We start from the raw sequence: 13,562 nt of genomic DNA on the forward strand, positions 1-13,562 counted from the left end.
GGCGAACTACGGTCCGATGTCGGGTGCGGTGCCCATGAGGGCGCCGTCGGGGAAACCTGGGGTGAGAGGGGCATCAGGCGTGCTCGTTCACAGTGGACGAATCAGATCTGGTGGGTTCAAAGGCGTTGCCGTCGCTATCGCGGCGCTGGTTGTGGTGGCGACCGTGCAGGGTCCGGCAGTGGCCGCCGATGCTGAGCGGCCGATCAAACATCCGAAGCCGGCGGCCGGGACGCATGCCGGGTCGGCTGGTCTGAAGACTTTCGCCATGCAGGAGGCGGTGGCGCGGCTGGCGCCGTACGGGTCGGTGGCGCCGGGTGAGTACGGTGAGGCGCTGGGTCAGATGAAGGGGTTGCCGGGCACGTTCGCGCCCTGGCGTGAGGTGACCGGTCAGGCATACGACGCCGACGATCCGAACTACCGCGATCCTGTCTTTTCGAACTCCGGCGCTGGCTGGGGCAACGTCGCCGGCCGGATCACCGGACTGGCGGTGGGCGGCGGCTACGTGTTCGCCGGCGGCGCCAACGGCGGTGTGTTCCGCAAGAAGCTCGGACCCGGCGGCCGGTGGACACCGATCTCGGACCGCATCCTCGCACTGTCCACCGGCGACTTGGTCTACGACGCGGCCGCGGACACCCTGTGGTACGCCACCGGCGAGGCCAACACCGGCGCCACCTCGTACACCGGCGCGGGTGTCTACCGGCTCCGGCACGCATCGCGGTCCAGCTTCAGCCAGGCCGATCGGGTCGGCGGCACCGAGTTGGAGTCGCGCAGCATCAACCAGCTGAAGTTCGACGGCGCCGGACGGGTGTACGCGGCGACCACCCGCGGGCTGTGGCGGCACTCGACGAACCCGGCCAAGCATGGCCAGGCGTGGGAGTTGGTGCTGATGCCGAACCCGGCCGACGACGCCGACATCAGCAAGCCGTACAACAACATCGTCAACGACGTCGTCATCCAGCCCGGCACGGGCGGCCGGGTCATCTTGGCCAACGCGGCGTGGCGCTCGGGCGCGGCGTACAACGGCTTCTACCTGTCCACCACCGGCGGCGGACCGGGCAGCTTCGCCAAGACGGCGCTGACCGGCGACGTAGACAACGCCGACGTCGGCAACGCCGAGTTCTCCGTCTCGCCGGACGGGTCGCGGTACGCCATGGTGCTGGAGGCACCGTCGATCGTCGCCCTGCAGGGCGTGTTCACCTCGAGCAGCCTGCTCGGCCCGTGGACGCTGGTCGCCGACTCGGCCAAGCTCGAAGACTCCGGCTCGGCCATCGGTGCCGACCAGGACTACCCGCCGGGCGTGCAGGCTTGGTACAACAACTTCGTCGAGGTCGACCCAGCCAACGCCAACCACATCTACCTCGGCCTGGAAGAGGTCTACGAGACCGAGGACGGCGGGGCCACCTGGAAGACCATCGGCCCGTACTGGAACTTCGGCTTCGACTGCTACGACGCCTCCGACCCGGACGGCGGCTGCCCGTCGACCACCCACCCGGACCAGCACTCCATCGCCATCTCCGGTGGCGTGCTGTACGTCGGCAACGACGGCGGCGTCTACTCCCGACCCAACGCACCCGGCAAGAGCGCCGAGGACGCGGCCGGCCACGCCACCGACTGGACCAACCACAACAACGGCCTGCGCACCTTGCAGTACTACTCGGTCGGCACCGGCAAGGACCCCAACCGGCGCGGCTACCTGGTCGCCGGCGGCCTGCAGGACAACGGCGGCTCGCTGCTACGGGCCGGCGCCCGCGAGCAGGTCAGCCCGTTCGGCGGCGACGGCGGCGACACCATCGTCAACACCCGCGACGGCTGCCAGATCCTCGACGAGTTCACCTTCCTGGCGCTGTGGATGACCAAGAACTGCGGCCAGTCCGACGGCTCGACCAGTGCCGTCTTCGACATCACCGTCCCGGATGTCAACGCACGCTTCACCGCACCGTTCCGGATCGTCCGCGGGTCCAAGAACGTCCGCGACGGCGCCAGCGAACGCTTCGTCGCCGGCGGCAACTCCTTCTGGCGGCACGACTACGGATTCGCCTACACCGCCGAGGAAGCCAACGCGGACCCGGACGACGGCAACGGCTGGATACAGCAGTACGCCACCGACACCACCGGCGCCCGGCTCATCGTCGGGATGGACGCAGTCGCCGACCCGTCCGCGCCTGCCGACCCGGCCAAGGACACCTACATCGCGTCCTGGTGCGGCCAGGCCAACTGCAACAGCGAAGGCTTCACCCGCGGCGTGGCCACCAACTGGGGCGGCACCTGGACCGAACTGGACCTGACCGGCCTGCCCAACCGCTTTCCCAACGCGGTCACCTTCGACCCGTCCGACCCCAGCAACTCCACCGTCTATCTGGTGTTCAACGGCTTCAACCGGCGGTTCATCGAGGGCCCCGGCGCGGGCGTCAAGCACGTGTACCGCGGCAAGCTGGCCAAGAACGCCGCCGGCCAGGTCACGGTGGCCTGGACCGACCTGTCGGTCGGCTTCCCGGACGTACCCGCCACCGACCTCGTGATCGTCGGCAACAAGCTCGTGGTCAGCACCGACCTCGGTGTGTTCGTCGCCGACAAACGCGCCACCCCGAACACCATCAAATGGCGCATGGTCGGCCTGCCGATCACGGTGCCCGGCCTCTCCCTGCCGCTGACCGCCGTGTTCGACCTGCACGCCTCGCAGGACGGCCACCTCTACGCGGCCACCCACGGCCGCGGCATCTGGAAGACACCACTATCCCTGCTGTAACCCGTCCAGCCGGCCGGCCCCGCCGCACACCGCGACGGGGCCAGCCCGGCCCACCCGGGGAACCGCACCCAGCACCCCGCCGTCTTACCAGAATGCGGAGATGGCTCGCCGTCGTCCTGCTGGCGCCCCTGCTCATCGGCTGCACCAGCCCCGCGGACGAGGCCGACCAACCAGCAAGGACAGCCCCGATGACCGGCGGCACCCCGAGCCCGGACCGGCAGGAGCCCGCACCGACCAACCCCGGCCCCAGCCCGACCGCCCCCGCGGTCCCGCCACCAACCGGCGCGACCAGGCCACCGGCACCGGGTGCTACCCCACCGCCACCCGACGACCGCCGCGGCGACCTCGTCAAAGGTCGACGCACACTGACCGGTGCCGTGAGCCGCGACGGCGCCTGCATCACCCTCCTGGTAGCCGGCAAGCGCTGGAGCCTCAGCGGCGCGCCCACCGAACGGCTCGCCGACGGCGACAAGGTCCGCGTCACCGGCACCGTGGCCACCGTCCGCGCCGCCTGTCCCGGCGACCACGCACTGGTCGTGACCCAGGTTCAGCCGGCGTAGCGACCCGGCTACCAGCTACGCCTTTCGTCGCCGAAACCGCATTGGGCGGCCGGCTACCACGACGCCGTGCGTACACCGGGAAGCTCGCCGCGCAGCGCCATCTGCCGAAACCGCATCCGGGACAGCGCGAAGCGGGGTCAGCACGCCCGAGGCCGTCCGTCGATTTGGTCGCGGGAGCGCAGGCGTACCGGACTGGAGTGGCGGCGTCCAGGTCGATGCCGATGAAGACCAGATGGTGGTGCCGTTCGCCCGATCGTGACCTGGTGGATGGGGTGAAGGGGACCCGTTCCATCGACCTATGGTGGCCGCAGGAGCAGGCCGACGCCGACCTGACCCGGCGAGTCCCGCGGTTCGGCTGCCGTCGAACTGGGGGCGCTGGTTCGAGCGTCGCGGCGTGGGCTGTCCCGGTCAGCTACGAGGACGAGCCGGCCTTTCGGCGGTGGTGCCGCCAGGTCCAGCCGGCTCCTCGCCCGGGCAGATCAGCCTGCACGGCATGCAGCCCCTGATCAAGGTGGAACTCAAATGGGGCTTGCACGCCTACGCCCAGCGCACCGACCACACTCGCTGGTGGATGCACTCGATCCTGCGCGTCGTGGAGGCCTGCCGCAGCCTCGGATCGCTGCACGACTACGACCTGGGCGGGGCCGGAGAGCACGAGCGGATGATCGTGACTGAGATCCTGCGCGACCTGGACATCGTCTACGTGACGCCGAGCGAGAGCAAGGCGGCCGGGTACATCGAGTTAGAGCACTTCGGGCGCCGGATCAGCAAGCTCAACAGCAGGTTCGACCTGACCGGGGTCCCGCAACGGTGGCTGCGCGACCTGCTCTGGGAGCACCTGGCGGACCTGCTGCGCTCGGTGGACTGCCCCCGCGGGCGCGGCACCTACTTCGCGATCCGGGTCGCCGTCCAGGAACTGGGTGCGTTCCTGGACGCCTTTGCGCCCGCGGCCGGCCACGACCCGTCCATGCTGTCGACCGAGCACGTCGAGCAATTCGTCGCCGACCACCGCCGGGCGCGAGAGCGGCTGCCAGCGCTGCGGCCGAACTCCACCACCAAGCCGGCAACCGTCACCAGCGTGACCCGCAACAGCACGTTCGACGTCCTGCGCAGGTTATGCGGGCGGCGTTGGAAGCTGGCCGCACCGACCCGATCGGCCTGGATCGGGCGTTCGTCTTCGCCTTCCCGCCGGGTGATAAGCCGGTCTTCCGGCCGCGCAGCCCGTTCCACGACGACACTGCCCGAGCGTTGGCCGACCAGTCGAACCTGGAGATGCTGGCCGGCGCGGATGTCACCGACCGGGGAGCCCGCGACATCTGGGAGACGATCGTGGCGACCGGGCGCCGCGCCGGCGAGGTCCTCGACCTGCGGCTGGACTGCATCGGGCTTCACAACGGCGTGCCGCTGCTGTGGCACGACCAGAGCAAGGTCGGCAACTACAACGAGGCCATCCGCATCCCCGACTACACCTTGCAGCGGCTGCGGGAACGGCAACGCAAGACCGTCACCCGATTCCAGGATCGCTACGCCCGCACACCGACCGCTGAGGAACGCGCGACGATGGCGCTGTTCCCGCGCGGCTACAAGAACCCACACGGCACCTACCCTGTCAGCCACAGCCGGTTCCACACCCACTTCCGCCGCTGGGTCCTCCACCTCGACCTCGGCCCCGCGGTCCCACACCAGGCCCGCCACACGCTGGCAACCAAGCTGCTGGCGGCCGGCGCCAGCCTGCAGCACATCAAGCGCTACCTCGGCCACGTCTCCGAGCGGATGACCGAGCACTACGCCGAGCCTCGGGAATTGCGTCGGATGGGCGAGGAGCCCGCGAATTCAAGGCGTGGACAGGCTATCGGCGGCGCTTTCCGGTGTTGTGGGACGGGTCGCCTGATCAGGGACTTTGCCGTAACCATCCCGTCTGATTGTCAATCCCCCAAGATCGTGGAGGGTGTCGTTATGCGGCGTTGGCCTTCCTGGCCTCGGCCGTGAAGTGTTCGTAGTCGGTGGGTGACATGCCGTCGCATGCGCTGTGTCTGCGGCGCTGGTTGTAGAAGTCGACGATCCAGGTCGAGATCTTGGTGCGGGCCTGGTGTCGGGTGGTGAACCGCTGCCGGTGGATGTACTCGACCTTGATGGTGGAGTTGAACGCCTCGGCGGCGGCGTTGTCCAGGGCGGAGCCGACCCGGCCCATTGATTGCAGCACGCCGAGGCGACCGCAGGCGGTCTCGTAGGCCTCGGACGTGTACTCACTGCCCCTGTCGGAGTGGAAGATCACCCCTTCGACGCCGCCGCCGCGAGTGGCCGCGGCCATGTTCAGCGACGCCACGACCAGGTCGGCATCGTGGTGGGCGCCCATGGCGTAGCCGAGCAGCCGGCGGGAGAACAGGTCGATCACCGTGGCCAAATAGAGTTTGCCTTCGTCGGTGACGATCTCGGTCATGTCGCCGCACCACAACACGTCCGGCGCCGGCGCACCGAACTTGCGATGAACTCGGTCTGGCGCAGCCGACCGCTTTCCTTGTTTCGTGAGGTTGCGGCGCCGCTTCGGCGCACGCCCGGCCAGGCCGAGCGCGGCCATCCGCCGGGCGACGGTGTTCTCACCGACCCGCCAGCCAGCCGCCCGCAGATCGAGGTTCACCCGAGGCGAGCCGTAGGTGCCGCCGGAGGCGTCGAAGACCTCACCGATCGCCTCGTCGAGCTCGGCCCGCCGTTTCTCGACCCCGGTGGGCCGGCGGTCGCGCCACTTGTAGTACCAAGACTCGGACACTGCCAGGGCGCGGCAGGTCACTGCGTGCGGCACACCATGGACGGTCCTCTGGGAGCTGATGAAGACGGCCACGGCTACTTCATCGCCTCCTTCACCCACAGGACCACGGAGCGCTTGAGGACATCCCGCTCCATCGCCAGCTCGGCGTTCTCCTTACGCAGCCGAGCCAACTCGGCCCGCTCGTCCTCACCCAACCCACCGGACGCGGCGGCCTCGCCCCGAGCCCGCCGGTCCTGATTCACCCAGTTCCCAAGCGTGCCCTCGTTGATCCCCAGGTCCCGGGCGACCACAGCGATCGGCTTACCCGTCTCGCGCACGATCCGGACGACCGCTGGGGCCACCGCGATCACCCGCCCAGCGTGCCCCCGCTGCAGCCGGGTGGTCGCCCAGTCTAAACGCCTCGAAGGGCAGCGGGTCTGCCGCACCTGTTTCGCCCACGCCGCCGCAGTGCCCTGCGCCCGCTGCGGCGCCGTGCGGGAACCGGCAACCCGCGACCCCGCCGGCCGTCCGCTGTGCCCGAACTGCCTAAGCAACGATCCCATCAACCTGGAAGACTGCGTCGGCTGCCGACGCCGACGACGGGTCGCCACCCGTACCCCAGGCGGTCCGTGGTGCCAAAGCTGCCGCCCGCGCCCGACTATGACCTGCGGGATCTGCGGACGGTCCGGGCCGTGCGAGATCTCCCGGGCCACCGGTCAGCCGTGGTGCGACCTCTGCCAGTCGCGGTGGGCGGCCTGCAGCCGCTGCGGCACCGTCGCGTCGGTCCGAGGCGGCACCCGCACACAACCGCTGTGCGCCCACTGCGTCAACCCCGACCCATCGTTCTGGGACCGCTGCCCGATCTGCCGCGACACCTGGCAGCTCAGCCCGCACCGCCCTTGCCACCGCTGCACCCTGACACAGCGGACCGACGACGTCCTCGCCGGCGGCGCCGGGCTGGTCAAGGCCGATCTCGCCGCGCTGCGACAGGCGCTGATCGCGGTACCTCGACCGGTCACCGCGATGGCGTGGCTGTCCCGGCCAGCCGTCGCCCACCTGCTCACCGAGATCGCCGCCGACCGTCGGGTGCTCACCCACGACCTGCTCGACGACCTACCCGCCGGCAAAACCCTCGACCACCTCCGGGCCGTCCTGGTCGCCGGCGGCACGCTGCCCGCCAGGGACGAACGACTCGTCACGCTCCAACGGTGGATCACCGCCACCATCGCCACCCGCACCGACCCGGCCGAACGGCAGCTGCTGCACCGCTACGCCGTCTGGCACCACCTCCGTCGGCTCCGCCGCCGGCTCGGCACCGCCCACGCCAGCCGCCTGCAGGCGCTCAACGTGCGCTGCCACACCACAGCCGCGGTCAACTTCCTGAACTGGCTGGCCAACCGCAACCTGGCCCTGGCCAGCTGCACCCAACTCGACCTCGACCAATGGGCAGCCGGTGACAACGCCAGCTACCGCGACGAAACCAGCCACTTCATCCGTCGGGCCACCGCCCACCGGCACGCCACCGGCCTGACCTTCGCCGCCCGAAGGTGGGACGGTCCCGCCGGCCCACACGACACCGAAGGCCGATGGACCACCGCCCGACGGCTGCTGCACGACGACACGATCGCCACCCCCGACCGGGTCGCCGGCCTGCTGCTTCTGCTCTACGCCCAACGCCTCAGCACCATCAGCGCGCTCACCGTCGACCACGTCAGCACCGCGAACGGGAAGGTCGCGCTCCGGCTGGGCAGCGCACCGACGATCCTGCCCGAACCGCTGGACGCGCTCGTCCTCAACCTCATCGCCGACCGCCGTCCCTATACCGTGATCGGACACCCCGACCAGACCCCCTGGCTGTTCCCCGGCCAACGCCCCGCCCAGCACATCAGCGCCGACCGGCTCAGCCAACGACTCGCCACCCTCGGCATCCACCCCGCCCGAGCCCGATCCACCGCCCTATTCGCCCTCGCCACCGAAATACCCGCCGCGATCCTTGCCCGCCTGCTCGGCATCCACATCAAGGTCGCCGTCGCCTGGCAACAGGCCGCCAGCGGCGACTGGACCACCTACGCCGCCGACGTCAGCCGCCGCCCCGATTCGCACGAAACGAGACACGACCGCACCAACCGCTGACCTGTCGTCACAAGTGACGTCAAGCGGAACATCCTCATCTGGCTCCGATGCGTGCGCATCTGATCATGAAATAATGATCTCTCGTTCGAATGCCGACGGTAACGGCGTTGAGCGGCACAGCTTCGGCCGCGCTGCGAAACAGGGCAGGTCTGGCCGTGCAGCACACCCCTTGTAAACGGCGAGCCTGCTTCATGCCGGTGCGGGGAGCCGAGCCGAGCAAACGCGTGTCCCGAAACGCGTATCCCGGCGGATGGTCGGCCCGTCGAGTACGGTATGACGGTACTCGATGATGATCTTCTCACCGGTGTCCGCGCAGCTCGGAAGGCGTTCTTCGAGCGCGTCGACCCGGTGCGTGCGGAGCTGCACCGCTACTGCCGCCGGCTAACCGGTGACATATGGGACGCCGAGGATCTGGTGCAGGAGACGCTGACCCGGGCGTTCAGCCGGGCGGCCGACAGCTTCGACCGGATCGACAGGGTGCTGCCGTGGCTCATCAGGATCGCCACCAACGCCTACATCGACGCGTGGCGGCGACCCCGGCCCGCGCTCGTCGAGGTGCCGGACACGGCGGCGCTGGGCGGTGCGGACCCGCTGGAGGTGCGCGATGCCCTCGGCGAGCTCGCAACCCTCCTCGCCCCGCAGGAACGGGCGGCGGTCGTACTCAAGGACGTCTTCGACTACCCTCTTGCCGACATCGCCAGGATCCTCGGTACCACGGTGGGCGCGGTCAAGGCTGCGCTGCACCGCGGCCGGGAACGGCTTGGCGGGCGCGCCCCGGCGCGGCGGCGCCCGCAGCCCGACCGGGCGGTCATCGAGGCGCTCGCAGCGGCCTTCAGCGCCTACGACGTGGAACGAATCGTTGCGCTGCTCCTCGACGGCGCCGAGTCGGTGCTGGTTGGGGTCGTGCACGAGGAGGGCGCCGAAGCGATGCGCAACGGCTCGCTGCACCACATGTTCGTTATCGAGTCCGACGTGCGCTACCGCGCCGAGGTCGGTGAACTCGACGGCGAGCCGCTGGTGCTGATGTGGCAGGCGCCGGTCGACGGCTCGCTGCCGGAAGCGCTGGTCGAGGTTATGCGGGTCGACACGGTAGGCGGGCTGGTCAGCCGGATGCGGTGGTACTACCACTGCCCCGAGACACTGGCAGAACTCGGGGAAAGGCTCGCGGTGCCGGTTCGGGACCATGGGTACCGATTCTGACGGCGACGATTCGTCCTCCAAAGGACTCTCTGCTTCAATGGCACGGCCGCGCTCATCTGGCCGCGCTCATCTGCCACGATCCGTTCGTTACGAAGCGTCACGACGAGTTCCCGGCGGGTGCCTGGTCGATGCTTGCTGAGCGCGTGCTCATGGTCGACGGGCGACTTCAACGAAGAGCGGCGCCTGCGGCCGGCCGAAGGCTGGGCGGGTGACCGGACGATCTGCGGTAGCCCATTCGGAGAGTTCCAATATCCGACGTCACCATCAAAGGTCGCGCTCAGCGACATCGACGACGTCCTCCAACAGGTCTGGGTCACCGGCCCCGCCGGTGCGACGGCCCGCGCGGTCGGACCCGACCCGGCCACCCCGACGAACCGACGTACGCCGGCCCAGCCGATAAGCCCGGCAACACCCCGGGACTGGACGACGAGTTGGATGCCACCGTGCGCAAGGCGCGCACCACAAGGTGCACGACCGGGCTCGTGAACTACGTGGTGACACAGAATCCGCACTCCGTAGAGCTGCGCCTGGCCTGGTCCGCTCGCGGTCAAGGTATGGATCTCGTGTCCGCGGCCGGTGAATACTGGCTCTGGCACGGTCTCGGTGATCGTGGACGATCGATGGTAGATCATGCTCCGTGTCCATAGTGGAGCTTCTCGCCGTCCTGTTCCCACACCTGTCCGGGCTACGCATCACGAACGTGCTGGCCAAGGGCCCGACGGTACGGGTGCATGCCGAGAGCGGCAGCGTCGCCGCGAGATGTCCGGACTGTTCGACGGTGTCGCGGCGGGTGCACAGCCGGTACGAGCGTTGGCTACTCGATACGCCGGTCGCCGGGCGGGAGACCGTGCTGCACCTGCGGGTGCGACGGTTCTTCTGCATCCTGGCCGACTGCGTACGCCGGATCTTCGCCGAGCAGATCGACGGCGTCACAGCACGCCATGGCCGATTCAGCGCGTTGGCGCGGCAAGGGATGGAGGCGGTCGCTTTGGCGTTGGGCGGGCGAGCCGGCTCCCGGCTGGCCGACCGGCTCGGGCCCAGCGAGGGCCGGATGACGTTGCGCAGCGCACCCGCCGCCGTCCAGGTCGCTGACAGGTGGCACTTGCTGCACAACCTGTCCGACGCGGTGAACAGGCGGTTGGCCCATCACCGCCGCTGCCTACAGCCGCCGCTCGAACAGCCAGCACCGGCAGAACCGGCACTGACGGCTGAGCCGGCGCCGGAAGGGCTGCGCCAGCAGCGCACCCGGACCCGGCACGCCGACGTCCACGCCCTGCGCGAGCAGGGCGTTGGTGTCTACACGATCGCCCGCAGGCTCGGCCTGGACCCCAAGACCGTGCGCCGCTACGCCGACGCCGCCACCCCCGAGGACCTGCTCGGCCCGACAGCACCACCCGGGACAGCATCCTCGACCCGTTCAAGCCCTACCTGCACCAACGCGTCACGGAAGGCGTGATCGGCACCAACCAGATCCTGGCCGAGATCCGGGACCGCGGCTACAAAGGCGCCGAGCGGACGCTGCGCCGTTGGCTGATCAGCATCCGGGGCCGCAACACCCCAGCACCCGTGCCACCAGCACCGCCACCGACCCGGGACATCACCGGCTGGATCATGCGCCCGATCGACAACCTCACCGACGAACACCAAGCAGAACTTGAGCGTCTGTGTGGTCTCTGCCCTGACCTTGCCGCCATCCGGGACCTGGCCCTGGCCCGCGCCCGCTCGGCGAGCGAGGCGAGGTATCCAGCGGCGCCGTCGAAGACCTCCGGACGCAGCCGATAGAACGTGTACCGCCCGCGCGGTTCCGCCAGCACCACACCCGCCTGCCGCAGCACCCGCAGATGGTTGGACACGTTCGACTGGGTGGCACCCGTGTCCGCGACCAGATTGCAGGTGCACGCGGTCCCGTCGGCTAACAGCTCGATGATTCGCGCCCGCAGCGGATCGGCCAGCAGGTGTATCACATCATGGTGTGCTGATATCAGCATCGCCTGATCAAACGGGAGGCGCCGTCGTGCCGTCAAGCGCGGCCCGACTCACGGACCAGCACGTTCAGAGAGGGCGTAGCGTTGCTATACTATAGCGACGCTACACATCCACCTGGGAGCGATCATGGAGCAGGTCGCGACAGCTCAGACGTCACCAGCGGCCACATCGACGACAGGGCCCGCGCGCGTGGCGTGGCCCATCCGCTGGGCTCTGCGGATCGTGATAACGGCGCACATGCTCGCCGTGTTCGTCCAGGCGGTCTTCGCCGGGCGGTTCCTGTCGGGCGACTTCGAGATGCTCCGCCTGCACTTCATCAACTCGCAGGTCGTCGGCGCCCTCGGGCTGGCCGAGACCGCTCTGGCGATCCTCTATTGGCGGCCCGGTCGCGGTCGGGGCTGGCCGGCGCTGGCCTGCCTGGCTGTCTCGATCGCCGAGCCACTTCAGATCGCCTCCGGCCTCCTGCGCGTCATCGGCGTCCACGTCCCGCTCGCTGTGGCGGTCTTTGCCGCGTCCGTGCTGCTCACGCTGTGGGCGTGGCGGCCCACCTTCGGAGTACGCCGCTCGACAGCCGCATCGGAGGAACGACGATGAAGCCCCGGCTGAGTCGCCGACGCGTGCTGGGTCTCGTGGGCGGGGCGGGTGCCGCGGCCGCCGTCGGGGCGACCATTCCCTGGCTCGCGTCGTCAGCGGAGACAGGGCGCCTGTTGCGCAGCGAGTTGCCGCTGCCCGAGCCGTTCCGCGTGCCATTGCGTATCCCGCCCGTCCTGACCCCGATATCGGACGGAGGGACCGACCGGTACGACGTCACACAGAGGTCGGCAACGGTCGAGATCCTGCCAGGCGTACCGACCGAGATCTGGGGCTACGACGGCCAGTTTCCGGGGCCGACCATCGTCTCGCGAAGCGGGCGGCGAACAGTTGTCCGTCATCGCAACCTGCTGCCCGCCCCGACAGTGGTTCACCTACACGGAGGCCATACGCCGGCCTCCAGCGACGGCTACCCCACCGATCTCCTGATCCCTGAGGGAGGCGCGGACGCAGGGCACCATGCCGCAAGCCACCCCGATCCCCGGGCCAGCGTCCTCGTTGGAAGCCGCGAGTACGAGTACCCGGTAGTACAGCGTGCCGCCACGCTTTGGTACCACGACCACCGGATGGACTTCACGGGGCCTGGCGTATGGCGCGGCCTGGCGGGCTTCCACCTGATCCGTGACGCCGAGGAGGCGGCGCTGCCGCTACCGGCCGGGGAGCGGGAGATCCCGCTCATGATCGCCGATCGTGCGTTCGCCGCCGACGGTTCGCTACGATATCCGGCCTTGGATCCGAGCCTGCTACACCAGCACGGCGTCGAAACGCCGTACCGCCAGGGGGTGGTTGGCGACATCATCCTCGTCAACGGCAGTCCATGGCCGGTGCTGGACGTGGACGCGGTGCGCTACCGCTTCCGCATCCTCAACGCCTCCAACACTCGCCGATACCGGATTGCGCTCGACCCGCCACCACCGGACGGATCCGGTCTCGTACAGATCGGTTCCGACGGTGGCCTGCTGGAGCGCCCGATTTCGCATGACAGCATCGAGATCGCGCCCGCTGAACGCTTCGACCTCGTCGTCGACTTCTCCCGCTACCCCGTCGGCCAGGCGGTCACGCTGCTCAACCGCCTCGGGAGCGGCACCGCCGGACACATCATGCGATTCCAGGTGCGGCGTCAGGCCCGCGACGACAGCGCGGTTCCGGAGCGGCTGTCCACAATCGAGGTGCTGCGGCCAGAGCAGGCGGTGACCACGCGCCGCTTCGTCTTCCGCAGCAATTTGGAGCACGAGTGGCAGATCAACGGGCGACCGTTCGATCCGTCGCGCGCCGACGCCACGCCAAAGCTCGGAGACGTGGAGATCTGGCGGTTCACGAGCGATTTCCATCATCCCGTCCACATCCACCTGGTCCACTTCCAGGTCCTACAGCGGGGCATCGGAGATCCCGGGCCGTACGACGCCGGGTGGAAGGACACCGTCGACCTGCGCCCGGCCGAGCAGGTCGCGGTCATCGCCCGCTTCACCGACCACAAGGGACGGTTCGTCTTCCACTGCCACAACCTGGAGCACGAGGACATGGCGATGATGGGCAACTTCGAGGTCGTGTAGTGGTCAGATGACCCGCTCGTTGCCCCCGTCGATCGGATCTGCGCGCC

At 69.3% G+C, this 13,562-nt stretch carries 11 protein-coding genes and 2 pseudogenes; 9 read left to right on the forward strand and 4 right to left on the reverse strand.

All coding sequences use genetic code 11. The features are described 5' to 3' along the window. Positions 1-265 precede the first annotated feature (265 nt). Positions 266-2,746 (forward strand): glycosyl hydrolase, encoded by a 2,481-nt coding sequence (locus AC5L36_RS40695; RefSeq protein WP_441224160.1) that lies wholly within the window; start codon positions 266-268, stop codon positions 2,744-2,746. A gap of 92 nt (positions 2,747-2,838) precedes the next feature. After that, a complete protein-coding gene (locus AC5L36_RS40700; RefSeq protein ID WP_441224161.1) occupies positions 2,839-3,306 on the forward strand; it encodes a DUF5818 domain-containing protein in 468 nt (155 codons plus the stop codon). A 53-nt stretch (positions 3,307-3,359) separates the two neighbouring features. Here the strand turns inward: AC5L36_RS40700 and AC5L36_RS40705 are convergent. Next, a pseudogene (locus tag AC5L36_RS40705) lies at positions 3,360-3,509 on the reverse strand (uS14 family ribosomal protein); the annotation flags it as partial. 913 nt (positions 3,510-4,422) lie between these two features. Between AC5L36_RS40705 and AC5L36_RS40710 the strand changes: the two are divergent. Further along, positions 4,423-5,295 carry a tyrosine-type recombinase/integrase gene (locus AC5L36_RS40710; protein WP_441224162.1) on the forward strand — a complete coding sequence of 291 codons (873 nt, stop codon included), beginning with the start codon at positions 4,423-4,425 and terminating at the stop codon, positions 5,293-5,295. Here AC5L36_RS40710 and AC5L36_RS40715 read toward each other — a convergent pair. Both AC5L36_RS40715 and AC5L36_RS40720 read right to left on the reverse strand, forming a co-directional pair. Continuing rightward, complete coding sequence (locus AC5L36_RS40715) at positions 5,261-6,145, reverse strand: IS3 family transposase (RefSeq protein ID WP_441224163.1); 885 nt, start codon at positions 6,143-6,145, stop codon at positions 5,261-5,263. The two genes, AC5L36_RS40710 and AC5L36_RS40715, sit on opposite strands and share 35 nt — an antisense overlap. A 2-nt stretch (positions 6,146-6,147) precedes the next feature. Beyond that, positions 6,148-6,423 (reverse strand): transposase, encoded by a 276-nt coding sequence (locus tag AC5L36_RS40720; protein WP_441224164.1) that lies wholly within the window; start codon positions 6,421-6,423, stop codon positions 6,148-6,150. A gap of 289 nt (positions 6,424-6,712) precedes the next feature. Between AC5L36_RS40720 and AC5L36_RS40725 the strand changes: the two genes are divergently transcribed. The 4 genes from AC5L36_RS40725 (at position 6,713) to AC5L36_RS40740 (ending at position 11,167) form a co-directional block, all read left to right on the forward strand. Next, a complete protein-coding gene (locus AC5L36_RS40725) occupies positions 6,713-8,185 on the forward strand; it encodes a hypothetical protein (RefSeq protein ID WP_441224165.1) in 1,473 nt (490 codons plus the stop codon). 273 nt (positions 8,186-8,458) lie between these two features. After that, positions 8,459-9,385 carry a sigma-70 family RNA polymerase sigma factor gene (locus AC5L36_RS40730; protein WP_441224166.1) on the forward strand — a complete coding sequence of 309 codons (927 nt, stop codon included), beginning with the start codon at positions 8,459-8,461 and terminating at the stop codon, positions 9,383-9,385. 637 nt (positions 9,386-10,022) lie between these two features. After that, positions 10,023-10,841 carry a transposase family protein gene (locus AC5L36_RS40735; protein ID WP_441224167.1) on the forward strand — a complete coding sequence of 273 codons (819 nt, stop codon included), beginning with the start codon at positions 10,023-10,025 and terminating at the stop codon, positions 10,839-10,841. Beyond that, positions 10,838-11,167, forward strand: a complete 330-nt coding sequence (locus AC5L36_RS40740) for a hypothetical protein (protein WP_441224222.1) — start codon at positions 10,838-10,840, stop codon at positions 11,165-11,167. The genes AC5L36_RS40735 and AC5L36_RS40740 overlap by 4 nt, the downstream gene beginning before the upstream one ends. A 35-nt stretch (positions 11,168-11,202) precedes the next feature. On the opposite strand, the pseudogene AC5L36_RS40745 reads toward AC5L36_RS40740, so the two are convergent. Continuing rightward, a pseudogene (locus AC5L36_RS40745) lies at positions 11,203-11,373 on the reverse strand (ArsR/SmtB family transcription factor); the annotation flags it as partial. A 187-nt stretch (positions 11,374-11,560) separates the two neighbouring features. Between AC5L36_RS40745 and AC5L36_RS40750 the strand changes: the two are divergent. Beyond that, positions 11,561-11,965 (forward strand): hypothetical protein, encoded by a 405-nt coding sequence (locus AC5L36_RS40750; RefSeq protein ID WP_441224168.1) that lies wholly within the window; start codon positions 11,561-11,563, stop codon positions 11,963-11,965. Then, a complete protein-coding gene (locus AC5L36_RS40755; protein WP_441224169.1) occupies positions 11,902-13,515 on the forward strand; it encodes a multicopper oxidase family protein in 1,614 nt (537 codons plus the stop codon). The genes AC5L36_RS40750 and AC5L36_RS40755 overlap by 64 nt, the downstream gene beginning before the upstream one ends. The last annotated feature ends 47 nt before the right edge of the window (positions 13,516-13,562 follow it).

The organism is Phytohabitans sp. LZ39, from assembly GCF_059359075.1.

Coding starts and splice junctions, on each gene's coding strand:
- AC5L36_RS40695 (WP_441224160.1), top strand. CDS start 266: ATGCAGGAGGCGGTGGCGCGGCTGGCGCCGTACGGGTCGGTGGCGCCG.
- AC5L36_RS40700 (WP_441224161.1), top strand. CDS start 2,839: ATGCGGAGATGGCTCGCCGTCGTCCTGCTGGCGCCCCTGCTCATCGGC.
- AC5L36_RS40710 (WP_441224162.1), top strand. CDS start 4,423: ATGCGGGCGGCGTTGGAAGCTGGCCGCACCGACCCGATCGGCCTGGAT.
- AC5L36_RS40725 (WP_441224165.1), top strand. CDS start 6,713: ATGACCTGCGGGATCTGCGGACGGTCCGGGCCGTGCGAGATCTCCCGG.
- AC5L36_RS40730 (WP_441224166.1), top strand. CDS start 8,459: ATGACGGTACTCGATGATGATCTTCTCACCGGTGTCCGCGCAGCTCGG.